The sequence below is a fragment of the Brevibacterium sp. CFH 10365 genome, assembly GCF_009299785.1.
Classification (GTDB): Bacteria; Actinomycetota; Actinomycetes; order Actinomycetales; family Brevibacteriaceae; genus Brevibacterium; species Brevibacterium limosum.
Genome location: NZ_VIGO01000004.1, coordinates 15,070 through 40,672 on the forward strand (window position 1 = coordinate 15,070; position 25,603 = coordinate 40,672).

The 25,603-nt window shown below is 66.7% G+C and carries 22 protein-coding genes; 9 read left to right on the top strand and 13 right to left on the bottom strand.

Annotated features, from left to right (window positions below):
• Positions 1 to 1,062 (bottom strand): GNAT family N-acetyltransferase, encoded by a 1,062-nt coding sequence (locus FHG09_RS08730; RefSeq protein WP_152347285.1) that lies wholly within the window; start codon positions 1,060 to 1,062, stop codon positions 1 to 3.
• A gap of 44 nt (positions 1,063 to 1,106) precedes the next feature.
• Between FHG09_RS08730 and FHG09_RS08735 the strand changes: the two genes are divergently transcribed.
• From FHG09_RS08735 to FHG09_RS08745, 3 genes are all read left to right on the top strand, one after another.
• Positions 1,107 to 1,916 (top strand): purine-nucleoside phosphorylase, encoded by an 810-nt coding sequence (locus FHG09_RS08735; protein WP_152347286.1) that lies wholly within the window; start codon positions 1,107 to 1,109, stop codon positions 1,914 to 1,916.
• An 11-nt stretch (positions 1,917 to 1,927) separates the two neighbouring features.
• Positions 1,928 to 3,754 carry a phospho-sugar mutase gene (locus FHG09_RS08740; RefSeq protein WP_152347287.1) on the top strand — a complete coding sequence of 609 codons (1,827 nt, stop codon included), beginning with the start codon at positions 1,928 to 1,930 and terminating at the stop codon, positions 3,752 to 3,754.
• Positions 3,755 to 3,848: 94 nt separating this feature from the next.
• Positions 3,849 to 4,265 (top strand): hypothetical protein, encoded by a 417-nt coding sequence (locus FHG09_RS08745; protein ID WP_152347288.1) that lies wholly within the window; start codon positions 3,849 to 3,851, stop codon positions 4,263 to 4,265.
• Between the two features lie 70 nt (positions 4,266 to 4,335).
• Here the strand turns inward: FHG09_RS08745 and deoC are convergent, their stop codons facing one another.
• The 7 genes from deoC to FHG09_RS08780 form a co-directional block, all read right to left on the bottom strand.
• Positions 4,336 to 4,983: a deoxyribose-phosphate aldolase gene (gene deoC, locus FHG09_RS08750; protein WP_152347289.1), complete on the bottom strand. Its 648-nt coding sequence runs from the start codon at positions 4,981 to 4,983 to the stop codon at positions 4,336 to 4,338.
• Between the two features lie 97 nt (positions 4,984 to 5,080).
• Positions 5,081 to 6,370 (bottom strand): thymidine phosphorylase, encoded by a 1,290-nt coding sequence (locus FHG09_RS08755; RefSeq protein ID WP_152347290.1) that lies wholly within the window; start codon positions 6,368 to 6,370, stop codon positions 5,081 to 5,083.
• A 70-nt stretch (positions 6,371 to 6,440) separates the two neighbouring features.
• On the bottom strand, positions 6,441 to 6,947 hold the full coding sequence (locus tag FHG09_RS08760; protein WP_152347291.1) for a cytidine deaminase: 507 nt from the start codon (positions 6,945 to 6,947) through the stop codon (positions 6,441 to 6,443).
• Positions 6,948 to 7,025: 78 nt separating this feature from the next.
• Positions 7,026 to 8,306, bottom strand: a complete 1,281-nt coding sequence (locus FHG09_RS08765; protein ID WP_152347292.1) for an ABC transporter permease — start codon at positions 8,304 to 8,306, stop codon at positions 7,026 to 7,028.
• A 1-nt stretch (position 8,307) separates the two neighbouring features.
• Positions 8,308 to 9,540: an ABC transporter permease gene (locus FHG09_RS08770; RefSeq protein WP_152347293.1), complete on the bottom strand. Its 1,233-nt coding sequence runs from the start codon at positions 9,538 to 9,540 to the stop codon at positions 8,308 to 8,310.
• Positions 9,537 to 11,168, bottom strand: coding sequence for an ABC transporter ATP-binding protein (locus tag FHG09_RS08775; RefSeq protein ID WP_152347294.1), 1,632 nt, complete (start codon positions 11,166 to 11,168; stop codon positions 9,537 to 9,539). Before FHG09_RS08775 ends, FHG09_RS08770 begins: the two co-directional genes overlap by 4 nt.
• Before the next feature lie 74 nt (positions 11,169 to 11,242).
• Positions 11,243 to 12,310, bottom strand: coding sequence for a BMP family lipoprotein (locus tag FHG09_RS08780; protein ID WP_227492645.1), 1,068 nt, complete (start codon positions 12,308 to 12,310; stop codon positions 11,243 to 11,245).
• Between the two features lie 337 nt (positions 12,311 to 12,647).
• On the opposite strand from FHG09_RS08780, the gene FHG09_RS08785 reads away from it, so the two are divergent.
• From FHG09_RS08785 to FHG09_RS08800, 4 genes are all read left to right on the top strand, one after another.
• Positions 12,648 to 14,510 (top strand): ABC-F family ATP-binding cassette domain-containing protein, encoded by a 1,863-nt coding sequence (locus tag FHG09_RS08785; protein ID WP_152347295.1) that lies wholly within the window; start codon positions 12,648 to 12,650, stop codon positions 14,508 to 14,510.
• A gap of 52 nt (positions 14,511 to 14,562) precedes the next feature.
• Entirely contained in the window at positions 14,563 to 14,910 is a 348-nt protein-coding gene (locus tag FHG09_RS08790; RefSeq protein WP_152347296.1) for a TraR/DksA family transcriptional regulator, read from the top strand.
• 113 nt (positions 14,911 to 15,023) lie between these two features.
• Positions 15,024 to 16,481, top strand: a complete 1,458-nt coding sequence (locus FHG09_RS08795; protein WP_152347297.1) for an acyltransferase family protein — start codon at positions 15,024 to 15,026, stop codon at positions 16,479 to 16,481.
• 156 nt (positions 16,482 to 16,637) lie between these two features.
• Entirely contained in the window at positions 16,638 to 17,687 is a 1,050-nt protein-coding gene (locus FHG09_RS08800) for a homocysteine S-methyltransferase family protein (protein WP_152347298.1), read from the top strand.
• Positions 17,688 to 18,043: 356 nt separating this feature from the next.
• Here FHG09_RS08800 and FHG09_RS08805 read toward each other — a convergent pair whose 3' ends face one another.
• The gene (locus tag FHG09_RS08805) at positions 18,044 to 19,186 is read right to left on the bottom strand and encodes an aminotransferase class V-fold PLP-dependent enzyme (RefSeq protein ID WP_152347299.1); all 1,143 of its coding nucleotides are present in this window, start codon (positions 19,184 to 19,186) and stop codon (positions 18,044 to 18,046) included.
• A gap of 138 nt (positions 19,187 to 19,324) precedes the next feature.
• A complete protein-coding gene (gene gndA / locus FHG09_RS08810; RefSeq protein ID WP_152347300.1) occupies positions 19,325 to 20,767 on the bottom strand; it encodes an NADP-dependent phosphogluconate dehydrogenase in 1,443 nt (480 codons plus the stop codon).
• Positions 20,768 to 20,891: 124 nt separating this feature from the next.
• Between gndA and FHG09_RS08815 the strand changes: the two genes are divergently transcribed.
• On the top strand, positions 20,892 to 21,404 hold the full coding sequence (locus FHG09_RS08815) for a gluconokinase (RefSeq protein WP_227492646.1): 513 nt from the start codon (positions 20,892 to 20,894) through the stop codon (positions 21,402 to 21,404).
• Between the two features lie 50 nt (positions 21,405 to 21,454).
• Positions 21,455 to 22,858: a GntP family permease gene (locus FHG09_RS08820; RefSeq protein ID WP_152347301.1), complete on the top strand. Its 1,404-nt coding sequence runs from the start codon at positions 21,455 to 21,457 to the stop codon at positions 22,856 to 22,858.
• 9 nt (positions 22,859 to 22,867) lie between these two features.
• Here the strand turns inward: FHG09_RS08820 and FHG09_RS08825 are convergent, their stop codons facing one another.
• The 3 genes from FHG09_RS08825 to rsmA are packed head-to-tail and all read right to left on the bottom strand — an operon-like array spanning position 22,868 to position 25,457.
• On the bottom strand, positions 22,868 to 23,590 hold the full coding sequence (locus FHG09_RS08825) for a FadR/GntR family transcriptional regulator (protein ID WP_227492647.1): 723 nt from the start codon (positions 23,588 to 23,590) through the stop codon (positions 22,868 to 22,870).
• A 2-nt stretch (positions 23,591 to 23,592) separates the two neighbouring features.
• Positions 23,593 to 24,540 (bottom strand): 4-(cytidine 5'-diphospho)-2-C-methyl-D-erythritol kinase, encoded by a 948-nt coding sequence (locus FHG09_RS08830; RefSeq protein WP_227492648.1) that lies wholly within the window; start codon positions 24,538 to 24,540, stop codon positions 23,593 to 23,595.
• Positions 24,537 to 25,457, bottom strand: coding sequence for a 16S rRNA (adenine(1518)-N(6)/adenine(1519)-N(6))-dimethyltransferase RsmA (gene rsmA, locus FHG09_RS08835; protein ID WP_152347303.1), 921 nt, complete (start codon positions 25,455 to 25,457; stop codon positions 24,537 to 24,539). Before rsmA ends, FHG09_RS08830 begins: the two co-directional genes overlap by 4 nt.
• Positions 25,458 to 25,603: the final 146 nt, after the last annotated feature.

Below are 25,603 nucleotides of genomic sequence, written 5' to 3' on the forward strand. Positions count from 1 at the left end.
TCAGCTTGCGTCGGCCGGAGGTCCCGACAGCGTCTCATAACGGTAGAGCTCGGTGGCCGTGCCCATCTCGAGCAGACGATCCGCGAGTGCCGAGATCACAGGCATTCCGCTCGTGACCTCGATGACGACATCGGCGTCGACCGACAGTCGGGCCAGCAGAAGTTCGGCATCCGCGACCGCAGCGGCGAAGTCCTCGCCGGTCGTGTCCGCGGCATCATCGCGGGTCTCGAACATCGAGCCGAGGATGAGTTCGGTCGGGGCTTCCTCCACGGCCTGATCGACGACGGCCCGGCCCTCGCCCTGACCGGCACCCTGCTGACCTGCCCCCGTACCGGCGCCCGGCTCACCGGCCGACGGCACGGCACCGGCGGTCTCATCGGCTTCCCTGGCATAGGACACGGCGAAGGCACTGAGCCCACCCGCCTCGGCGGTTCCGGCCGCACCATTCAGCAGCGCGGCACCATGAGCTCCGGCCGCCTCGGAGAGGAAGGCGCTGTTCACCTGTCCGATGGTCAGCGGACCGACGGCATCGTCACGGTTGACGGCGGTGTACCAGTCAAGAAACGCCTTCGTCAGCTTCACCGAACCCGTCGCCACGATCTCGAGGTCCTCGGCACGACCGCCTCCGGCCGGCGGCAGAGCACCGGCGGGGACCTTGATCACGCGGGTCGTCGTCAGCGAGGTGAAGCCGAGCGCCCGAGCGAAGCCTTCGCCCGGGCTGCCGGCCTGCACACGGGCCCGCAGATCGAGTCCCTCGAGCGCGGTTCCCCGCGTCTCCGCGCACACTGCCTCGAACAGTTCGCGCCCCTGACCCTGCCCCTGCTCCTCGGCGGCCACCTCGACGTGGACCCACGCCCGGTAGGGGTGCAGCGGGGATTCGGCGATCGCGGCGGCTCCGACGGGAACGTCGGGGACCACCTCGGCGATGACGGAGCGGATCAACGGCGAATCCGAGGACGGACGGAACAGGGACCTGGCCATATGACCGGCCGGGGTGGTCGCGTCGGCGAACACCTCATTCAGGCGCAGATCGTCACCGTCGTTCAGCTCTCGAATCGGCATGTGCTCGCTCCTTGGGCGGTGGGGAACTTGATAATCTTGGCGTCATGACTGACTTAAGCGATCCTACCGCCGCCGCGCACGCCGCGGCCACGACCCTCAACGCGAACGCGGGCATCGAAACGCATGACATCGCTCTCGTCCTCGGCTCCGGTTGGGGCGGGGCGGCGGACCTCCTCGGCGAGACCGTCGCCGAGATCTCCGCGGCGGAAGTCCCCGGTTTCCACGCTCCCGCGGTCGAGGGTCACGGTGCGACCCTGCGCACGGTGCGGATCGAAGCCAGCGGCAAACATGCGCTCGTCCTCGGATCGCGCACCCATTACTACGAGGGCAAGGGTGTGCGCGCGGTCTCCCACGGAGTGCGCACCGCGGCCGCGGCCGGCTGCGCCTCGCTCGTGCTGACGAATGGCTGCGGCGGGCTCAACCGCAACTGGGCGCCCGGCACCCCGGTGCTCATCTCCGACCACATCAACCTCACCGGGACCTCCCCGATCGAGGGCGCGAACTTCATCGATCTCACCGATCTGTACTCCCCGCGCATGCGCGCCATCGCCAAGGAGATCGACCCGACGCTCGACGAAGGAGTGTACGCGCAGTTCCGCGGACCCCATTACGAGACCCCCGCCGAGGTGCGCATGGCCGGGGTCCTCGGCGCTGACCTGGTGGGCATGTCGACGACGTTGGAGGCCATCGCCGCACGTCAGGCCGGGCTCGAGCTCATGGGCATCTCGCTGGTGACGAACCTCGCCGCCGGTATCCAGGAGACCCCGCTCTCCCATGCAGAGGTCATCGAAGCCGGAGCCGCAGCGGCCCCGCGCATCTCCCGTCTGCTCGCCGACATCGTCGCGAAGCTCTGAGGAAGGACGATATGACCCGCGTAGCCGACCGTTTCACGACCGGATTCGACGCCGAGGTGGTCCGCGCCTGGATCGCCGATGACCCCGACCCGCAGACGGCCACCTCGTTGGAGCACATCCTCGCCGAGGCCGAGACCGGCGACGAGGCGGCGATCGCCGATCTCGAGGACCGATTCTCGGGCCCCCTCGTCTTCGGCACCGCCGGTCTGCGCGGCGAGATCGCTGCAGGGCCGAACCGGATGAACCGGGCCGTCGTCATCCGTGCCGCCGCCGGACTGTCCGCGTTCCTCGCCGAGACCGTCGGTGAGGGATTCCGCGTCGTCATCGGCTGCGACGCCCGGTACAAGTCCGCGGAGTTCGCCGCGGACACCGCCGCTGTCATCACCGCCGCCGGTGGAGTCGCGATCCAGCTGCCCGAGCAGCTGCCGACCCCGCTGCTCGCCTTCGCGCTGTCGCATCTCGAGGCAGACGCTGGCGTCATGGTCACGGCCAGCCACAACCCACCGACCGACAACGGCTACAAGGTCTACCTGGGCGAACGTCCCCTGCAGGCAATCGAAACCGATCCGGCCGCGGCCCAGGCCGGTGCCGGAGCTCAGATCGTCAGCCCTGCCGATGCCCTCATCGCCGAGAAGATCGCAGCCGTGGAATCCGTGGAATCGGTGCCGCGTGCCGAATCCGGGTGGGACCACCTCGACGAGTCGATCGTCGAGACCTACCTGACCCGCATCGATGCCTTGGACGTGCGCGCGGGGTCGGATCTGTCGATCGTGCTGACCTCACTGCACGGTGTCGGTGCCGGAGTCGCCGAGGCGGCGCTGACCCGCACCGGCTTCACTAACCTCCACCCGGTGGCTTCCCAGCAGGCCCCGGATCCGGACTTCCCGACGGTGTCGTTCCCGAATCCGGAGGAAGCCGGGGCACTCGACGAGTCGTTCGCCCTGGCCCGTGAGGTCGGTGCCGAACTCATCATCGCCAACGATCCGGATGCCGACCGGTTCTCCGCCGCCATCCCCGATGCCTCGGCAGCCACCGGGTACCGACAGCTGACCGGCGACGAGGTGGGACTGCTGCTGGGCGAGGATGCCGCGAACCGACTGGCCGATGGTACGCATCATGCGCACGGAGCGACTGCGCCGGTGTTCGCGAACTCGATCGTGTCCTCCCGCGGCCTGGCGGCGGCGGCTGCCAGCCACGGATTCGCTGCGGCGAACACGCTCACCGGGTTCAAGTGGATCTCCCGCGTGGCCGGACTCGTCTTCGGATACGAAGAGGCACTCGGCTACTGCGTCGATCCGGCTGCAGTGCGCGATAAGGACGGCATCTCTGCCGCCGTGACGTTTGCAGCGCTGGCCTCGCGTCTCAAGGCGGCGGACAGCAGCATCGAGGCCGAGCTCGACCGGATCCGGGGCCGCGACGGCTACTTTGCCACCGCTCCCTTGAGTTTCCGCCTCGACGATGTCTCCCTCATCGCCACGGCGATGGCCAAGCTGCGTGAGAATCCTCCGGCCACACTGGCTGGCTCCCGTGTGGCCGAGGTCCACGATCTTTCCGCCGGGTACGAAGGTCTGCCGCCGACCGATGGGATCCTGCTGCTCTCGGAATCGAACTCTCGGGTGATCGTGCGTCCGTCGGGGACGGAGCCGAAGCTCAAGTGCTATCTCCAAGTCGTCGCCGAACCTTCGGAGCTTCAGGCCGCGGCCGACGCCGACGCGCGTGCGGCGGCCAGCGCCGGAGTGCGACTGTCGGCCACCTCGGCGAGTGCCTCCCTCAAACCGGCGCTCAAGGAACGCTTGACGTCGATCACCACCGAGCTCAAAACCTTCTTCGGCCTCTGATTACTACCTGACGGCGGCCCAGCAACCTCGCGCGAGGTTGCTGGGCCGCCGTCACGTAGTATTAAGGTCCCGTGGGAATCAGAAGGCGGTAACGATGGACGTTCCTCACGATCCAGAGGTCGACGCCGTTCTGACCGGCCTGCTGGGTTCACTGGGCGAAAGCAGCAGCGTCTTCGGTGCCGGTCGACTCGGTGCCGAGTGGTCGGCGAAGCGGCTGAAGACCGAAACCCATCACGCTGTCATCGAAGTTCCACCGGATGAGACCGAACGCGTTCTCAACGAGGTGACTCAGCTGGTGTCCGCGCACACGCCTGCGACCGACGACCCTGTTGTCACCATCCGCGGTGTCATCGGTTCAGGCTTCGCGTCGATGAATCCGGCCTACGTCATCGTCGTACTCGACCGGAGAGAGTCGGCTCTGGGGATCGCGGCCCATGCAAAAGAGGGCCTCATCAAACAGCGAACGGCGCAGAAAGCCGTCACTAAGATCCGGGAAGCCATCGCTCTCTAACCCTCCCAGAACTACCTGACGGCGGCTCAGCAACCTCGCACGAGGTTGCTGGGCCGCCGTTGGGTAGCAATCAGAGGGAATCTAGGATGGACCTGCTGCCGGAGAGGCCCAAGCGGGACGCGCCGGCGGCGATCATCTCCTCGGCGGCCTCGGCGGTGCGGATTCCGCCGGAGGCCTTCACTCCCAGGCGGTCGCCCACGGTCTCGCGCATGAGAGACACAGCATGAGCGCTGGCACCCCCGGCCGGGTGGAAACCGGTCGACGTCTTGACGAATCCGGCACCGGCGGCCTCCGAGCGCCGGCAGGCCTCGACGATCTGCTCGTCGGTCAGGGCAGCGGATTCAATGATGACCTTGACCAGGGCGTCCCCGCTGGCCTCGACGACGCCGCGGACCTCGGCTTCGAGTCCGTCGAAGTCCCCGGCGACGGCCTGGCCGATGTTGATGACCATATCGACCTCGGCGGCACCGTCGGCGACGGCCTGAGCAGCCTCGGCGGCTTTGATCTCCGGCCTCACCTGGCCGGAGGGGAATCCGACGACAGTGGCCACGACGAGCTCACCCGGATCGGTGATCGGGAGCATGGACGGCGACACGCAGATCGCGAGCACGCCCAGCTCCTTCGCCTCCGCCACGAGGGCATCGACGTCGGCGGGGGTCGCTTCGGGCTTGAGCAGGGTGTGGTCGATGATATTCGCGACATCGGTGCGGCTGGTCATGGGTTCCTCCAAGGTGAGTGGTGCAGGTTCTAGAGCTGTGGTTCCAGAGTAGTGAGGTCGGTGCCCGCACGGCAGTGCTTCCGGCGTGTGATCGGGCTCAGGTGATCGTGTCGAAGATGATCGACGCCGGCACCGAGGCGGCGTCCCCGCCGATCTCGACCGCGGTCTCCAGCGCTTCGATCGCCCGTCCGAAGCGTTCCGGGGTGGCCGTGTGCAGTGTCATGAGCGGCTGACCGGCCGTGACCATGTCCCCGGGTTTGGCGTGGAGTTCGATTCCGGCCACGTCCTGGACCGGGTCTTCCTTCCGGGCACGTCCGGCACCGAGACGCCACGATGCCACCCCGACACCCAGCGCATCGAGTCTCGTGAGCACGCCGGACTCGGTGGCGGCGACGACCTCGGTGTGTTCGGCCACAGGCAAAGCGGCGTCCGGGTCACCGTGCTGGGCGCGGATCATCTGCTTCCATTTATCCATGGCGCGACCGTCGGCCAGGGCGGCTCGCACATCGATGTCGGTCTTGCCGACCAGGCGCAGCATCTCCTCGGCCAGGGCCACGGTGAGGTCGACGACGTCGGCGGGTCCGCCACCGGCGAGGACCTCGACGGATTCGCGGACCTCGAGGGCGTTGCCGACGGTCAGGCCCAAGGGGGTGGACATGTCGGTCAGCAGCGCCGAGGTGTGAACGCCTGCGGTCTTGCCGAGTTCGACCATCGTCCGGGCGAGCTTGCGGGCCTTGGTCAGGTCTTTCATGAACGCACCGGATCCGACCTTGACGTCGAGGACGAGCCCGGCGGTGCCTTCGGCGATCTTCTTCGACATGATCGATGAGGCGATGAGCGGAATGCAGTCGACCGTCGAGGTGACGTCGCGCAGCGCATAGAGCTTCTTGTCCGCCGGGGCGAGACCGGTTCCGGCCGCACAGATGACGGCGCCGACGTCGTCGAGCTGATCGACGATCGCCTCGTTGCTCAGTCCCGCCTGCCAGCCGGGAATCGATTCGAGTTTGTCCAGGGTGCCTCCGGTGTGTCCGAGACCGCGACCGGACAGCTGAGGGACGGCGACATCGAAGACCGCCACGAGCGGGGCCAGGGGCAGGGTGATCTTGTCGCCGACGCCCCCGGTCGAATGCTTGTCCGAGGTGGGTCGGGACAGGGACGAGAAGTCCATGCGCTCACCGGAGTCGATCATCGCCTGCGTCCAGTGCGCGATCTCTTCCGGCTCCATATCGTTGATGAAGATCGCCATGGCCAGGGCCGCCATCTGCTCTTCGGCGACGGCGCCGCGGGTGTAGGCGTCGATGACCCAGTCGGTCTGCTCCTTGCTCAGGGCCCGGCCATCGCGCTTGGCGGCGATGACGTCGACGGTGTCGAATGCTTCTGCGCTCACGGTCTCAATCCTTCGTTGTCGTCGCACCGGCTGGCGATTCCCGCACCGGCGGGCCACCTCGGTGAGGGTGTCAGTGCTTCGCGTTGTGGTCGGTCCGGGTCGTGCTCAGGTGATCGGGCCCGAACGCCTCGGGCAGGACCACGGACATCGGGGCACGCCCGCTGGGCATGTTGAGAATGAGCTCGTTGCCGCCGTGTTCGAACAACAGCTGTCGGCATCGCCCGCAGGGAACGAGGGTGTTGCCCTCTCCGTCAACGCAGTCGAAGGCGACGAGGCGGCCGCCGCCGGACATGAGCAGATCGGAGACGAGTGAGCATTCGGCGCACAGCGTGACACCGAACGATGCGTTCTCGATATTGCAGCCGCCGACGAGGCGACCGTCGTCGGCGAGGCCGGCGGCACCCACGGGGTACGACGAATACGGCACGTAGGCCTTCTTCATCGCCCGCATCGCCTCGGCGCGCAGCAGCTCCCAGGTGCCTTCGCTGAGGTCCTCGGGGCAGACCGGGGTGGGTTCCTCGCTCCAGACCTGTTCGGTCGATTCGTGGGTGGAAGCGTGGGGTTCGGGGACAGTCATGGGGATACCTCTTCCTTCGGGGAGTGACTGTGGGGCGGTCGAGGGGGGGTCGCAGGCGATCCGTCGCCGAGGCGGGGCTCACTTCACGTAGGGCACACCTTCCGCGGCCGGTGGGCGGACCCGACCGACGAAGCCGGCGACGGCGAAGACGGTGACGATATAGGGCAGCATGAGCAGCAGCTCGTTGGCCACCGGGGTGCCGATGGACTGCAGAGTGTTGCCGAGGCTCTTGGAGAATCCGAACAGCAGAGCCGCGAACAGCGCGCCCTTCGGGTTCCATTTGCCCAGGATCATCGCAGCCAGGGCGATATAGCCCTGACCGGCCGACATCTCCTTGCCGAAGGCCAGGCCCGATCCGACGGTGAAGAAGGCACCGCCGAGACCGGCGATGGCACCGGCGAGCAGAGTGTTGCGCACGCGGGTGAAGTTGACCTTGATGCCCACGGTGTCTGCGGCCTTCGGGTGCTCACCGACGGCGCGCATCCGCAGCCCCCACTTCGAGCGGAACACGAAGATCTGCAGGGCGATGACGACGACGTACATGATGTAGACGAGGATGTTCTGGTCGAAGAGCACTCGCCCGAGCACCGGGATGTCGGACAGCAGCGGGATCGGCAGGTCCGGCAGCTTCTGTCGGGAGTTCCACAGTCCGGGGTCCTCGGTGAGCACCGTCGAGTAGAGGAAGCTCGTGACGCCGACGACGAGGACGTTGAGAACGACGCCGATGATGATCTGGTTGACCCAGTACTTCACCGCGAAGAAGGTGAGGACGACGGCGACCAGGGCACCGGCGACGGGAGCGGCCAGCAGACCCGCATACGGGTTCTTCACCACCGAGGCGACGACCGCCGCGAGGAAGGCCCCGGCCAGCAGCTGACCTTCGATGGCGATGTTGATGATGCCCGAACGCTCACCGACGAGACCGCACATGGCACCGAAGATCAACGGCACGGACAGTGCCAGGGCACCGGCGAGCAGCGTCGTCAGCGGGATCACACCGCCCGATCCGCCGCCGGCCCAGGCGAGGAAGGACAGCACGAAGAGGACGCCGAAGAGCATCGGGAACCAGGAGCCGAGGTCGATGCGCTTGACGCTCAAGTAGATCGACACGGCGGCCATGATGATGAGCAGGATGCCCAGCGTCAGCCCCGCCGCCGTCGAGGACACGGCGAAGTCGGGGATGGCGAAGAAGTCACCCCCGGTGGCGACACGGAAGGTCGTCTCACCGTCACGGCCGATGAGGCCGAAGAAGATCAGGGAGACCAAAGCCAGGATCGAGTAGACGATCGGGTACTTCCAGGCGATCGGCGCAAGCGCCTTGGCCTGCGAAGGTGTGTTGTCCACGGTCTGAGCAGTCATCTCAGTCCTCCTTCCGCTTGAGCACCGGTGTGGGCAACCGGAAGATCGACCTCACCAGGGGCGGGGCCGCGATGAGCAGCACGATGACGGACTGGACGACGAGGACGATGTCGATCGGCGTTCCCGTCTGGGACTGCATGAGGTAGCCGCCGGCCTTGAACGCGCCGAAGAGCAGACCGGCGAGGAACGTGCCCAGCGGCTTCGACCGTCCCAGCAGGGCCACGGTGATCGCGTCGAAGCCGATCGATCCGCTGATGCCGCCGGTGAGCTTGAATTCGGTGCCGAGCACCTGAGCGGCACCGCCGAGTCCGGCCAGGGCACCGGCGACGATCATGACGAGGATCGTCACCTTCGACACGGAGATGCCTGCGGTCCGGGCCGCGTGGGGGTTCGCACCGACTGCCTTGAACTCGAAGCCGACGGTCGAGCGCTCGAGCAGCCACCAGACGAAAATCGTGGCGAGGATCGCGATGATGAAACCGAAGTGGAGGCGGAACGGCGCAGGCAGGAGCAGGAACATCTGCGACGAGTCGTCGATGACACGCGACTGCGGGTTCGCCGAGGTCGTGTGCGTGAACCAGTTCTGCTTGAGCAGGTAGCCCAGCGCGTAGCCGGCGATCGAGTTGAGCATGATCGTCACGATCACCTCGTTGGCACCGGTCCGGGCCTTGAGGACACCGGCGATCCCGGCCCAGATCGCACCGCCGACGATGCCGCCGACGGCCGCGATGAGCATGTGCACGACCGGGGGCAGGGACATCGCGTAGCCGAGGAATCCGGCGATGGTCGCGCCGAGGATGACCTGGCCCTGACCGCCGATGTTGAACAGACCGCAGCGGAAGGCCAGAGCGATGCCGAGACCGGTGAGGATGAGCGGGGTGCCAGAGACCATCGACTCGGTCAGCGGGCGGATGGCGCGTTCGGTGGTGCGTGCCTCCCAGTCGAAGACCGCTCCGCGGAACAGCGCCGAATACGCGTTGCCGACGGTCTGGAAGAGAGTGGAGAAGAATTCGCCGGGAGCGGCGAAGAAGTTCTCGGCCGCGGCCACGACCTCCGCGTTCGACACGGCGATGAGGACACCGCCGAGCAGCAGGGCGAGCACGATCGCCAGCAGCGAGACGAGCCAGGATCCCGACAGGATCTGCTGCAGCAGAGTCTGTTCCTTGCCGGCCGCGGCCTCGGACTCCGGCGGCGGTGCCGCCGAGGGGGCCGCCGGTGAGATATCAGTCGTCATTTGGTCTCCTCCGCCGAGGTGGTGGCTGAGTCGTCATCATCGGCCGAGGCGGCGGCCGGTTCCGCATCGTCGGCAGAGTTCGCAGCACCGTCGGTGCTCGTGCTGCCTGCCGTCGCTTCGAGGGCTTCGTCGGCGGGAACGCCGGCCATCATCAGGCCCAGTGCCTCACGAGAGGTCTCGGGTCCCACGATGCCGACGATGCGCCCGGCATACATCACGGCGATGCGGTCGGCGAGTCCGTAGACCTCGTCGAGTTCGGTCGAGACGATGATGCAGGGGGTGCCGGAATCGCGTTCGGCGATGACGCGCTTGTGCACGAATTCGATCGATCCGACGTCGAGGCCGCGGGTGGGCTGGCTGGCGATGAACAGTCGCAGATCGCGACCGAGTTCGCGGGACAGCACCACCTTCTGCTGGTTGCCGCCGGACAGGGTCGAGATCGGGTCGGACACGCTGCCGAGGCGGATGTCGAATTCCTCGACCTTCTTCTTAGCCTCTTCGGTGATGACCTTCGACCGCATATTCAGCCCCTTGGCATAGGGTTCGCGGTCGTAGACGTCGAGGATCATGTTCTCGCGGATCGCGAATTCCGCGATGATGCCGTCTGTCGACCGATCCTCGGGAACGAAGCCGACACCAGCACCGAGGCGGTCCTTGACAGAGTTCCCGACGAGCTTCTTCCCGTCGAGGGTGATCGTGCCCAGCCGAGGTTCGGTCAGCCCGATGATCGTCTCCGCCAGTTCCGTCTGCCCGTTTCCCTGGACGCCGGCGACGGCGAGGATCTCCCCGCGGCGGACGTCGAAGGACACATCGTCGACGACGACGTTCTCGGCCTTGTCGACGACGGTGAGTCCGCGCACCTGGAAGGTCGCATCGCCGGGGTCGGCGGCGTCCTTGTCCGTCGTCAGCGACACGGCACGGCCGACCATCTGGCTGGCCAACTCGGTCTCGGTCGAGTCCGGGGAGGCCTCGCCGACGATCTTGCCGCGGCGGATGACGGTGATCGCATCGGCGATCGCACGGACCTCACGCAGTTTGTGGGTGATGAACACGATCGAGGTGCCCTGCTCCTTGAGCTGGCGCATGATCGAGATCAGCTCGTCGGTCTCCTGCGGAGTCAGCACGGCCGTGGGCTCGTCGAGGATGAGGATCTCGGCGTCCCGGGACAGGGCCTTGATGATCTCCACGCGCTGCTGTGCGCCGACCGGCAGATCCTCGATGAGGACATCGGGATCGATATTGAAGTTGAAGCGCGACGAGATCTCGATGACCTTCTTCCGCGCCTCGGCGATGTCGAGGAGTCCGAGGCTCTTCGTCGGCTCGTAGCCCAGAGCCACGGATTCGGCGACGGTGAACACGGGCACGAGCATGAAATGCTGGTGGACCATGCCGATTCCGGCCGCCACGGCATCGCCCGGGCCCGAGAACTTCACCGGCTCGTCGTCGATGAGGATCTCTCCCCCGTCGGCGTCGTAGAGCCCGTAGAGGACATTCATCATGGTGGATTTGCCCGCGCCGTTCTCACCCAGCAGGGCATGGATCTCGCCCGGCTGAATGGTGAGATCGATGTGGTCATTGGCCACAAACGATCCGAACACCTTGGTCATCCCGCGAAGCTCGAGTTTCACTGCTTCCGGTTCTCCTCACAAACTTGAAAACTGCAGGGCCGAAGGAACTCGGCCCTGCAGTTTAACCGACGAGCTTACTTCGGTGTGCTCTCCGACTCGACGACGAGGCTGCCGTCGACGATCTGCTTCTTCAGCTCCTCGACCTTCTTCTTCACGTCTTCGGGAACCTTGTCCTCGAAGTCGTGGTACGGGGCGAGGCCCACACCTTCGTTCTCGAGCGTGCCGACGTAGGGCTCGTTCGAGAACTTGTCCTCGGTGCCTTCCTTGATGGTGTCCTCGACGGCCTGCGAGATCTGCTTGACCACCGAGGTGAGGATGATGTCGCCGTATTCGGTCGACTCGTAGCCGTCGGAGTCGACCCACACGAGGTTGACGTCGCCGGCTTCCTTCGCGGCCGCTGCGGCACCGAGGCCGACGGGTCCGGCGACGGGCATGACGACGTCGGCGCCCTGCGAGATGAGCTGCTTGGTCAGCTCCTGGCCCTGGCCCTGGTTCTCGAAGTCACCGGAGAACGATCCGTCCTGCTTCTCCTTGTTCCAGCCCAGCAGCTTGACGTCCTTCTTGTTGTCCTCGTTGAACTTGTCCACACCATCGGCGAAACCGTCCATGAAGATCGTCACCGACGGAATCTGGATACCGCCGAAGGTGCCGACCTTGCCGGACTCCGAGGTGGCGGCCGCAACATAGCCGGCCAGGTACGCGGCCTCGGCGGTGTTGAAGACGACTGCCTTGGCGTTGTCGATCGTCACGGGCTTGCCGTCGGCGTCGGAGAACGTGGAGTCGATGAGTGCGAAGTTGAGGTCCGGGTTCGCTTCGGCGGCTTCCTGGATCGTGTCCTCGAGGAGGAATCCGACGCCGAAGGTGAGGTTGCAGCCCTGCTGCACCATGTTGTCGACGTTCGGCCCGAAGTCCGCGTCGCCCTGGGACTCGGCGAGCTTCTCTTCGATGCCGAGGTTCTTCTTCGCGCTCTCCATGCCTTCCCGACCGGACTGGTTGAACGACTGGTCGTCCCACCCGCCGGAGTCGGAGACCATGCAGGCGAGGTAGTCCGAACCGGATTCGCCTCCTTCGCCTGAACCACAGGCCGAGAGGACGAGGGCGGATGCGGCGATCATCGACACCGCTGAAGCGAGCTTCTTCACGTTTTCTCTTTTCTGATACAGACAGCGCACACGGATGGGGGCCCTGTCTGCCCTTACCGAAGATGTGAAACCACTGGACGAACTGTCATATTTTGGTGAGTTTCCGTCAGTCTAATGCACCGAAGTCATTTCGATAGGCCCGTCATCAGCTCAATTGCGGACACCGATATGAAAAAGAAATATTCCGTCATGCACAGCCGATATCGGTCCGCAATGCGAACGCGAGATCCTCCATCTTTGAGACAGCTGAGCAAGGCGTGGAGGCAGTCGACCGACGCATGGGCAGACGCATGACTGGAGCAGGGACCCATCCACCGTGAACTAGGCTAGGGGTGCTATGGCACATCTCCTCGGGGCAGAGGCCCTCCATCTCGAATACCCCACTCGCGTCGTCTTCGACTCCGTCACCCTCGGTGTCGGTTCCGGCGACATGATCGGCATCGTCGGCCGCAACGGCGACGGCAAATCGAGTCTGCTCGGCATGCTCGCCGGCACCATCGAACCCGATTCCGGGCGGGTGACCTACCGCGGAGGTCTGCGCCTGGGCATGCTCGGCCAACGCGATGACCTCGATGACGAGGCGACTGTCGGATTCTCCGTCGTCGGTGATGCCGCCGACCACGAATGGGCCGCCGACCCGCAGGCGCGTGACATCATCTCCGGTCTCATCGCCGATCTCGATTGGGGTGCGCAGATCTCCTCGCTCTCCGGCGGTCAGCGCCGCCGGGTGGCTCTGGCCGCTCTGCTCATCGGCGATTGGGACATGCTCATCCTCGACGAGCCCACGAACCACCTCGACGTCGACGGCATCGCCTGGTTGGCGAAGCACGTGCGCAGCCGGTGGCCGAAGAACGCCGGAGCCCTGCTGCTGGTCACCCACGACCGGTGGTTCCTCGACGAGGTGTGCACGAAGACCTGGGAGGTCCACGACCGCATCGTCGAACCCTTCGAAGGCGGTTATGCCGCCTATGTTCTGCAGCGGGTCGAACGTGACCGCATCGCTGCCGCCACCGAGGCGAAGCGACAGAATCTCATGCGCAAGGAACTCGCGTGGCTGCGGCGGGGTGCTCCCGCCCGGACGTCGAAGCCGAAGTTCCGCATCGAGGCGGCCAACCAGCTCATCGCCGACGTGCCGGAGGTGCGCAACCCGATCGAGCTGAAGAAGATGGCCACGGCCCGCCTGGGCAAGGACGTCGTCGACCTGCTCGATGTGTCCAAGCACTTCGGTGAGACCACGATCCTCAAGGATGTCACCTGGCGCATCGGTCCCGGTGAGCGCACCGGAATCCTCGGCCCCAACGGTGCCGGGAAGTCGACCCTGCTCGGTCTGGTGTCCGGAGAGATCGAACCCGATGCCGGTCGGGTCAAGCGCGGCAAGACGGTGCAGATCGGTGTGCTCGATCAGCAGTTCAAGGATCTGGCCCGGATCGCCGATTCGCGCGTGCGCGAGGTCCTCGCCGAATCGAAGACCTCGTTCACCATCGAAGGCAAGGACTTCACTCCGGCTCAGCTGCTCGAACGCCTCGGCTTCGCGAAGGAGCACCTGTCCGCCCGGGTCAAGGAGCTCTCCGGCGGGCAGAAGCGCCGGCTCCAGCTTCTGCTGCTGCTCATGGCCGAGCCCAATGTCATCATCCTCGATGAGCCGACCAACGACGTCGACTCGGACATGCTCGCGGCGATGGAGGACCTCCTCGACTCCTGGCCCGGCACCCTCATCGTCGTCTCCCACGACCGGTACCTGTTGGAGCGCGTCACCGATCAGCAGTACGCGATCCTCGACAACGGACTGCGCCATGTTCCCGGCGGTGTCGAAGAGTACCTGCGACTGCGGGCCGAGGCGGCCCGCTCCGGTGGTTCTGCCACGAGCGGCTCGGGTTCTGCCTCGGGTCGGAACGGCGCCTCCGGGAGAGCCGACGGGACCGGTTCCGGTGGGGCCGCCTCGGCGGGCGGTGGGTCCGCATCGACCGCGAAGCTGACCGGCGCCGAGGCGCGGGCGGCGAAGAAGGAACTGTCTTCGATCGAGCGGCGGATGGACAAGCTGGGCACCCAGATCGCGAAGAAGCACGACGAGATGGCCGCCCACGACCAGACGGACTTCGAGGGGCTGGCCCAGCTCACGGCTGCGATCCGCGAGTCCCAGGACGAACTCGACGAGCTCGAGATGCGCTGGCTCGAGGCCTCCGAGGCGCTGGAGGCCTGAGGGTTCGGGGTGACGAACGGCCGCCGGGCCGGACGAAGTCGAGGAGACGACGATGGACGAGACGACGATGCGCGATCTGCTTGAGGACGAGCGGGCGGAGGCGCAGGCGCTCATCGCACGCCTGACTCAGGGCATCGATGAGATCTCGGCTGCCCGCGAGGGCGACAACAGCGATGACGAACACGATCCGGAAGGGGCGACCCTGGCCTTCGAACGTTCGCAGGCCGCGACCCTGCTCGAGCAGACGAAGGACCGCCTCGGTGCTGTCGCCGAGGCGCTGACCAGGCTCGATGAGGGCACATATGGGATCTGCTCCGTCTGCGGCACGACCATCGCCGAGGCGCGGCTGAAGGCCCGGCCCTACGCGGCGAAATGCGTGGACTGCGCCTCCCGCGGTTAGATGTTCATACCCCCGCTCACACGTGGGAGTGCACGGTCGCACGAGGTGTGGTGGCCACCTCGGCGAATGTGTGAGCGTTCCCGTTATCCGGCCGGGTGCGGTAGTGTATCGGCGTGTCTCCCCGTGATTTTCGCATCGACCGCGCCAAAGGAATACTCATCTTCCTGGTGGTTCTGGGCCACCTTCTCGCACGGACCTCCCCCTGGGAGTCGCCGATCCTGGGCGCACCGATGTACTTCATCTACATGTTCCACATGCCGGCGTTCGTCTTCCTCGCCGGCATCACCGCGAAGTCGAACAAGCTGGCCGAGCGGGTTCTGACCTACTTCGTTCTGTTGGCGACGGTGCTGCCCCTGATGTGGGTGTGGATGTGGGTCTTCGGGCTCGATCCCGACTACAGCCTCCTCACCCCGTTCTGGTACACGTGGTTCCTGCTGTCGATGGCGTGGTGGATGATCACGGTTCCCTTCATCGAACGCTTCCCGCGCACGATGCTCGTCGCCTCACTCGTCCTCGGTCTCTTCGGCGGAATGCTGCCGATCCTCGACACCGAACTCTCTGCGGCCCGGACTATGGCGTTCTGGCCCTTCTTCGTCTTCGGCAAGCTCTACGGCAAGCAGATCATCAGCTGGGCGGGCAGCCTCGCGATCTGGCAGAAGCTCTGCCTCAGCGCCGCTGCGCTCGGAACTGTCGGATATTTCTACCTCGACCAGGTCGATCATCACTGGCTCTACGGCAGCCTCAACTTCGCCCACTTCGATGTCAGTGTCCCCGAAGGCGTGGGACTGCGCCTCATCGTCGATATCGGCGCGGTGCTGCTGATGCTGGCTCTGCTGTCGTGGCTGAGCGACACGAAGGACACGATCGCGACGATCGGCCGACACAGTCTGGCCGTCTACATCCTTCACGGCTTCGTCGTCCGCGGTCTTGAGCCGATCCTCGACGACAGCCGCGACGTCCTCCACGACGCCGTCGTCCTCCTCATCTGTGTGGCACTGGCCGTGGTGTGGACGGGCGTGCTGTCCTGGGGACCGTTCGAACGCGCCCTGCGTTGGTACTCCTCGACGGTGACGGGTCTGCTGCTCAAACCGTTCCCGTTCCTGCGACCGAAGGACGTCGAGGGCCACGGCGGAGGTGGAACCGGTCGCGGTGCTGCCGCAGATCCCGGTGCCGGTGCTGCCGCCGCTGCCCACGACCAGGGGGCCTTCGACCGGGCGGCCTTCGACCGGGCCGACGGGCCGGGCGATGCCTACTGTCCCGGCGAGTCCCATCACCCCGGCAATGCCTACAGCGAGGGCGACGGCCCGGATCGGCAGGGTCTCGGCCTGCAGCCGCTGCCCGGAGTCGGCTACCAGCACTCCCCCGGCTACGAACAGCAGCCCGGTCAACAGCAGTCCTACGCCTCTCCCGCGCCGATTGCGGCCGAACCGTACCCGCTGCCCGGCTCGCACGAGGTTCCGCAGAACAACGCCACCTACGAAACCACTCAGGAAGTTCCCGCAGGCGCCGCCCAGCGCGCAGTGCGCTACCGTCGGCTGCCGGTCTACCTCAGCGGCGACGCGGACCGCTGACGATCGGGCCGCCTCGGCGGGGGACGTGTCCTTTCATGGCGATCGACGTCGTTTTATGTCGATGTGACGGACCTCGCCTCACCGATTGATGGTGTGATACCCAGGTTCGGGCCGCTCGCCCGGGCTCGACCCCCATCATCGAATCGGAGAGCATCCATGACCGCGACCAACGCCCTGACCCAACGCCTCGATGCCGGCCCCGTGATCTGCGCGGAAGGCTTCCTGTTCGAGCTCGAGAAGCGCGGATATCTGTCCGCCGGCGAGTTCGTCCCCGAGGTGGCCCTCGAATTCCCCGACGCCCTGCGCTCGCTGCACGTCGACTTCCAGCGGGCCGGTTCCGACATCGTCGAGGCCTTCACCTACAACGGGCACCGCGAGAAGATGCGCGTGATCGGCAAGGAGGATCTGCTCGAACCGCTCAACCGCGCCGCCCTCCAGATCGCCCGGTCCGTCGCCGACGCCAAGCCCGGAAACTTCATGGCCGGCAACATCTCGAACTCGAACATCTGGGACCCCGCGGATGAGGCCAAGCAGGCCGAGGTTCGGGCCATGTTCGCCGAAATGGTCGCCTGGGCGGTCGAGGAAGGTGCCGACCTCATCATCGGCGAGACTTTCTACTTCGCCGGTGAGGCCATCGCCGCCGCCGAGATCGCCAAGGCCAGCGGCCTGCCCGTCGTCCTCACGCTCGCGCCCATGGGCTTCCAGGAGATGGCCGACGGTGTCGGTATCGTCGAGACCGCGCAGCGCCTCGAACAGCTCGGCGTCGATGTCGTCGGCCTCAACTGCTTCCGCGGACCGGCGACGATGCTGCCGTGGCTGAAGGAGATCCGCGCGGCCGTGTCCTGTCACGTCGGCGCTCTGCCGATCCCCTACCGCACCACGGAGAACGAGCCGACGTTCTTCAACCTCTCCGACCCCCGCGCCGAGGTGGCCTCCCCGCACGGACGCACGTTCCCCACCGCGCTCGATCCCCTGCAGACCAACCGCTACGAGATCGGTGCGTTCGCCAAGGAAGCCTTCGACCTGGGCGTCAACTACATCGGCGTGTGCTGCGGCGCGACGCCGATGCACATCCGCGAGGTCGCCGAGGCCGTCGGGCTGACCACCGAGGCCAGCCGGTTCTCCGAGAACATGGCCAACCACTTCATGTACGGCAGCAACGAACGGCTGGCCGACAACGTCGTCGCCCTCGGAGACTCCGCCTGAGACCGAGTGCAGAGCCGGGGCCAACCCGGCGATGGTGCCGGAGCCAAAGCATGCTCGCACAGGATTCTCCGGTAGATAATTGTTGATTTCCCACGGAGATTTCTACAAATACTTACCGGAGAATCGGGCGAACGTGTCGAGCCTTGTTGAACGCAGCTGCGCGCAGCTCAACCCGTTTCGGCCGCGCGAGCCTCTCCGGGCATCCCTCGCAGTTGATGTTGGCTCGCACCGTCAGTGTCACCACATACATTCAGCGCCATGACCCCTCGTGGAAACGGGAGGTTATGGCGCTGACTGTATGTCTTGCGACCACCGAAAGGCAGTGACACTGCCGGTGCAGGTTCGCGCGTTGGCGCTCAGGCTTCGGCAGTCACGCCGATCGAGTCGAGAGCCGCCTCAAGACGCGCGATCGTGCCGTCGATGTCGCCGAGCTTGTCGAGACCGAACAGGCCGATGCGGAAGCTCGAGAAGTCCTCGGGCTCATCGCACTGCAGGGGCACGCCGGCAGCGATCTGGACGCCGACTTCCTTGAAGCCGGCGCCGGAGGCAAGCTTCGGGTTGTCCGTGTGGACGACGACCACGCTCGGCGAGGCGAACTCCGGTGAGGCCACCGAGGGCAGTCCGCGTTCGGCGAAGACGGCGCGCACCCGCTCGCCGAGTTCGTTCTGTGCGGCCGCGAGCTTGTCGAAGCCGCGCTCCTCGCTCTCGACCATGAGCTTGGCATTGTGCGCCAGAGCATCGGTGGGCATCGTCGCGTGGTAGGGGGCACGGCCCTCTTCGTATTCGTCGGCGATGAACAGCCACTTCTTCAGGTCCATCGCGAAGCTCGTCGACGTCGAGGCTTCGACAGCCGCACGGCCGGCCCTGCTGAGCATGACGTAGCCGGCGGCCGGCGATCCGCTCCATCCCTTCTGCGGAGCGGAGATGAGCACATCGACGCCGAGGTCGGTCATCGACGCCCACACCGCACCGGAGGCGATGCAGTCGAGGACGACGATTCCGCCGCCCTTGTGTACGGCCTCGGCGACCTGACGGATGTAGTCATCGGGCAGGAGCATCCCCGAGGCGGTCTCGACGTGGGGCGCGAACACGACATCGGGCTTCTCCCGCTCGATGGCGGCGACCACCTCGGCGACGGGGGCCGGCGACCAGGCGGACTGGTGCTCGGCGCTGTCCGGGGAGGCCTTGAGCACGGTCGTCTCCGAGGCGATGGCACCGGCGTCGAGGATCTGCGACCAGCGGAAGGAGAACAGACCGTTGCGCACGATCAGCGCCTTCTTGCCGGTGGCCACCTGACGGGCCACGGATTCCATGGCGTAGCTGCCGCCGCCGGGGACGATGGCAGCGGAGTCGGCATCGTAGGCCGACCGCAGGATCCGGTTGATCTCCTGCATCACGGATACGAACCGCTGCGACATGTGGTTGAGTGATCGGTCGGTGAAGACCACCGAGTATTCGAGCAGGCCGTCCGGGTCAACATCTTCGTGTGGCAAAGTCATGGCTCTAACATATCGACAGTCCGCCATTCGGGCCACCACAGTCGATGGGTGAGACCGAATCGACCGTCACCGAGGCGGCCGGCCGGTGGTCGCGGACCGTCGCCGAGGCGGCTCGGCAGGAGTCCGAGCGCGACCGGCTCAGACCTCGACTTCGCTGCGGTCCCCCGACCACAGCGTATGGAAGACCCCGGGACGGTCGGTGCGCGCGTAGGTGTGCGAACCGAAACGGTCGCGCTGGGCCTGGATGAGCGCCGCGCTTCCCGCCTCGGTGCGCAGCCCGTCGAAGTAGGACAGGGTCGAGGCCAGCCCGGGCACGGCGATGCCGTGGCCGATCGCGTGGGCCAGGGTGGAACGCAGGGATTCCTGGCAGCGGTCGGCGACCTCGCGGACATAGTCGGCGGCGAGCAGATTCTTCGGCGGGGTCGGGGCGTCGAAGGCCTCGACGATGCGGTCGAGCAGGCGTGCCCGGATGATGCACCCGGCTCGCCAGATTCCTGCGAGCGCGCCGAGGTCGATGTCCCAACCGTGTTCGCTCGCCCCGGTCGCGATCTCGTGGAATCCCTGGACGTAGGCCATGACCTTGCCCAGCAGCAGGGCTCTGCCGATCTCGTCGATGCGGGCCGCACGCTCGTCCGGAGACAGTGAAGAGGATTCGGCCCCGGGATGGGGGCCGGCCAGGCGGAGTCCCTCGGCGCGCAGATCGAGAGCGGATGACAGCGAACGGGAGAAGACCGCCTCGGCGATGGTGGGCACCGGAACCCCGAGATCCAGCCCGACCTGCGCCGTCCACGCCCCCGTGCCCTTGGCCTTTGCGGCATCGGCGACGATGTCGACGAAGGGTCGGCCCGTCGCTTCGTCGACGTGGGCGAGGACGTCGGCGGTGATCTCGACGAGGTAGGACTCGAGCTCTCCGGTGTTCCAGTCGGCGAAGACCTCCGCGATCTCGGCAGGGGTCAGCCCGAGCCCGTCGCGCAGGAGGGTGAAGGCCTCGCTGATGAGCTGCATATCGGCGTATTCGATGCCGTTGTGGACCATCTTGACGAAGTGCCCGGCCCCGTCGGCGCCGATGTGATCGACACAGGCCTCATCTCCAGCCTTCGCCGCGATCGGTTCGAGCAGGGGGCGCAGGCGCTGCCATGCGGCCTCCGATCCGCCGACCATGAGGGAGGGTCCGAGCAGAGCGCCGACCTCTCCCCCGGAGATGCCGACCCCGGCGAATTCGATGCCGGTGCCCTCGAGACGAGCCCCGCGCGCGATCGTGTCCTGGAAGTGGGAATTGCCGCCGTCGACGATGATGTCACCGGGGGCGAACACCTCGGCGAGGTCGCCGATCGCCGAGTCCGTGGCGTGTCCTGCGTTGACCATGAGGATGGCCACCCGCGGTTCGGCGAGCTTCCCGGCCAGATCGGCGGGGTCGGCGGCGACGATGAACCCGGCTTCGGGGAAGTCCGCGGCCAGGCTCTGGGCGCGCTCGACGTCACGATCGTAGACCGCCACACGGCGGCCCGACTGACGAGCGAGGTTGCGGGCCAGGTTCGACCCCATCACACCGGTTCCGATCACTGCGACATCGGCCTTCATGAGCATTCCTCTTCCCTGGATCAGCAGTGTTGACAGTCGCTTCCCACCAGCACTACGGTGCTATAAATCTGTTTTAATAACTGATTATAGATATTTCTTCATATTTTATCGAGAGGTTTCGGTTATGGGTCACAGCCCTTTCCTTCCGCCGCTCGTCATCATGGGTGTCTCGGGAACCGGCAAAACCGTCCTCGGCGCGCAGGTGGCGCAGGCCCTCGACCGTCGATTCGTCGATGCCGACGACCTTCACTCCGCTGCGAACAAAGCGAAGATGGGATCGGGTGTGCCGCTGACGGATGAGGATCGGGCGCCCTGGCTCGACAGCGTCGCCCTCGAAGCAGCTCGCACCCCGGCTCCGGTCATCGCCTGCTCCGCCCTCAAACGCACCTACCGGGATCTGCTGCGCAGGTCCGCACCCGACCTCGTGTTCATCCACCTCGACGGGCCTCGCGAGGTCATCGCCGACCACTTGGCCCGCCGTGACCACGAGTTCATGTCCCCGGATCTGCTCGACTCCCAGCTGGCCACACTCGAACCGCTTGCCGCCGAGGAGGCTCATGCCACCGTCGACGTCGACCAGTCGATCCCCGACGTGCTCCGAGCGATCCTCGAGTCCGTCGAACGGCTGACCCGATGATCGCCACGTCCACAATCCGCCCATCCACCTGACCTCAAGGAAGAGGAACCATGACCGAACTCGAACTGGCCTGGACCCTGTCCACCCCTGCCCTGCTGGGAATCGCAGCGGCTGCCATCGCCGTCCTGCTCCTGCTCATCATCAAGGCACGCGTCCACGCCTTCATCGCCCTCGTCATCGTCTCCGTGATCACTGCCCTGGCCGCCGGAATCATGCCCGGCGATCTCATCAATGTCCTCTACGACGGCTTCGGATCCACCCTGGCCAGCGTCGCCCTGCTCGTGGGACTCGGCGCGATGCTCGGGCGAATGCTCGAACTCTCCGGCGGCGCCGAGGTGCTCACCGACGCCCTCATCCGCCTCTTCGGTGAGAAGCGAGCACCGTTCGCCCTCGGTGTGACCTCACTGCTCTTCGGCTTCCCGATCTTCTTCGACGCCGGCCTCGTCGTCATGCTGCCGATCATCTTCACGATCGCACGCCGCCTCGGCGGATCCCTGCTGCTCTACGCGATGCCCGCGGCCATGGCCTTCTCCGCCATGCACATCTTCGTGCCCCCGCACCCCGGCCCCGTCGCGGCCTCCGGACTGCTCGGCGCGAACGTCGGACTCGTCCTCATCTGCGGAATCATCATCGCCATCCCCGCCTGGTACCTCACCGGGTACCTGTTCGGAATCATCATCGGCAAACGCATCGACGTCGCGGTCCCGACGGTGCTCTCGGCCGGAAAGGACGACGCCTACGCCGACTTCGCCTCCCGCCCGAAGCTCGGCCACGTCATCTTCCTCCTCGTCCTGCCGCTCGTGCTCATCTTCCTCAACACCGGGCTGAACTTCGCCGGTGAGGCCGGGTGGGTCGACATCGATTCGGTGCTCATCAGCTCCCTGCGACTGCTCGGCGAGACGCCGATCGCCCTGCTCATCACCGTCGTCATCGCCATGTGGCTGCTCGGGTGGAAGCAGAAGAAAGACCAGTCGCTCATCGAGACCGTCGTCGACTCCGCACTCGGTCCGGTGTGCTCGATCATCCTCATCACCGGTGCCGGCGGAATGTTCGGCGGAGTGCTGCGCGCCAGCGGCATCGGCGATTCGCTGGCCGATTCGCTCGCCGCCCTCGGCCTGCCCGTCATCGTCGCCGGCTTCGTCATCGCCGCGATCGTGCGCATCGCTCAGGGTTCGGCCACTGTGGCCCTGACGACCGCGGCGGCTCTCGTCCAGCCGATCGTCGTCGGCAACCCGGACTTCTCGAGCCTGCAGGTCGTGGCGATCGTGCTGTCGCTGGCCGCCGGTTCGGTCTTCGCCAGCCATGTCAACGACTCCGGCTTCTGGCTCGTCTCCCGCTTCTTCGGCATGGACACGAAGACGACCCTGAAGACCTGGACCGTCGCCGAAACGCTGCTGGGCACCGTCGGATTCCTGCTCAGCCTCGCACTCTACGGAGTCGCCAGCCTGTTCTAGGGTCGGTCCTCAGTGTCCCGGGTGGCGGGGTTCGTCGGCCCAGACGCTGCCCATCTCCGCATCGGCCTTGGCCACGATCTTCGCCATCGCCTCTGTGGCCCTCTCGGCGTCCTGCCCGCCGATGGCGTCGGCGACGTCGAAATGCCATTGCAGGGCATCCGGGTGCGGGAACTTCGGCATCAGTCCCGCCCCGGTGCGGCCGGCGAGGATCTCTGCGATGACGGTGTCGAAGGCCGCGAAGAGCTCATTCCCTCCGGCGCCGAGCACCGCCCGGTGGAAGGCCACATCGGCTTCGAGGAACGCTTCGACATCGCCTTGCCTGCCCGTCGCCCGCATTCGGGCGGCCAGACCCATGATCTCTTCGGCGGCTTCTGCCGGAGCGTGCTGTGCGGCCAGCCCGGCCGCTTCGGGTTCGATGGCCACGCGCAGTTCGGTCAGCGACCGCAGCTGCCTGGCGGGAGCTTCGGTCATCCTCCAGCGGATGACGAGCGGGTCGAGCAGCATCCATTCGCTCATCGCGAGCACGACGAGACCGACCCGACGGATCGGCTGCAGCATGCCTAAGGACTCGAGGACTCGGACGACTTCGCGCACCACCGACAGCGAGACGTCGTAGCGGGCACGCAGGTCCTCGGCTCTGATGATCGTTCCGGCGGCGAGGCGTCCGGCGACGATGTCCTGTCCGACCTGGTCCCGCAGCCGTTCGTGCAGGTTGCCGCGGTTCTCCCCCACGGTCAGTCGCCGTCCACGATGTGCGCTCCGGGTGCGGGCCCGGTGGTGCGCAGCGCTTCGTTGACGCCTCGCGTGGCCTGCAGCAGCACGGCCAGGTCGAGGGCGTGGTGGGCGTCGCGGGCGAGGAAGCCGATCGTCGGTCCCGAGCCGCTGAGCAGCGGCAATACGGCTCCTGCGGCTCGGCCGGCCTCCATCACCTCGGCGATTTCGGGCATGAAGGACACGGCCGCCTCGGTGAGGTCGTTCGCCGCGTGGTCCGCGAGTGCGTCCGGCTCACCGGCGGCGAGCGCTTTGAGCACCTGATCGGGCACGACGGCCGGGGCCGGATCGGGGTTGAGCTCGTCGAAGCGGGCGTAGACGTCCGGGGTGGGCAGGGGCCACGCCGAGGTGGCCATCACCCAGTGGAAGGTCCCGCGGGTGAGCACGGGGCTCAGCTGCTCCCCGCGGCCGTGGCCGATGGCCGTGCCCCCGCGCAGGAGGAACGCGACGTCGGCGCCGACGGTGACCGCGCAGTCGTGAAGGACCGCCTCGTCGACGCCGCCGATGAGGTGGGCGGCTCCGACGAGGGCGGCGGCCGCGTCGGCCGATCCCCCGCCCATTCCGCCGGCCACGGGCACCTGCTTGTCGATGACGATGTCGAGGTCGCGCAGCACGTCGACGTCGCGGTCTGCTTCGAGGGCGGTGACGAGGACGTCGATGGCGCGCCTGGCGAAATTCGACTCATCGAGCGGGACCGCGGCATCCGCGTAGCGTCCCTGCACGATGATCGACCGTGTTCCGCCGGGGATGAGGGTCAGGGTCTCGCCGAGGTTGAGCGCCTGGAACACGGTCGCGAGCTCGTGGTATCCGTCGTCGGCCGCGCCCACACCGAGGTGGATGTTGATCTTCCCCGGTGCCTGCACTTTCACCGGGGCCGGGATCGTCATACGTGGGTGCAGCGGAGTGGTCATGGCGAGGGGTCCTCGACGGACGAGGCCGGTGCGGAGGCGTCGCCGGCGGCGAGGCGTTCGAAGTCGGCGACGGTGAGTGCCTCGCCGCGGGTCTTCGGGTCGATTCCGGCCACCGTCAGCAGGTCTTCGGATCGCTGCGGGCTGCCGGCCCATCCGGACAGGGCCGCGCGCAGGGTCTTTCGGCGCTGGGCGAAGGCGGCGTCGATGAGGGTGAAGAGGCGGGTGCGGGCCGCCGGGTCGCGGACGCTGCGGGTGACGTCGATGCGCACCAGACCGGAGTCGATGTTCGGCGCCGGCCAGAACACGTTCTTGCCGATCTTCCCGGCCAGCTGCACGTCTCCGTACCATTGGGCCTTGACGCTGGGGACTCCGTAGGTGCGGGAGCCCGGGCGGGCGGCAAGCCGTTCGGCGACCTCGAGCTGGACCATGACGAGGACGGTCTTCAGGCTCGGGAAGGTCTCGAGGAAGTGCAGCAGCACGGGCACGGCCACGTTGTAGGGCAGGTTCGCCACGAGTGCGTCGGGGTGGTTCTGCGCGGCGTCGGGCGTGTCGGCCGCGGCTGCGGGTGAGCGCGGCAGCTCGGGAAGCTTCGTGACGCGGAGGGCATCGGCATTGAGCAGCTGGAACGGCGCGTCGCTGCCGGCGAATCGATCGACGGTGCTCGGCAGCTTCTTCGCCAGCACGTCGTCGATCTCGACCGCGGTGACGGTATGACCGGCCTCGAGCAGACCGAGGGTGAGCGAACCGAGCCCGGGACCGATCTCGACGACGTTCGAGGTCTCCTCGAGCCCTGCTGCGATGACGATCGAGCGCACGGTATTGGGGTCGATGACGAAGTTCTGGCCCTTCTGCTTCGTCGGGCGCAGACCGATCTCAGCGGCTGTTTCGCGGATGTCGCGGGCGGTCAATAACGTCACAGCCAACAACTTACCGCACCGCCCGGTCGTCACAATCACCGCGCGCCCGGCGGTTCGGCCGGGCCGCCTCGGTGCGGGTAGAGGGCGCGAACCCGGTTGAGTCGCGCGGACGGTGTGGGCGCGGCTGCGGTGGGCCGCCTCGGCGA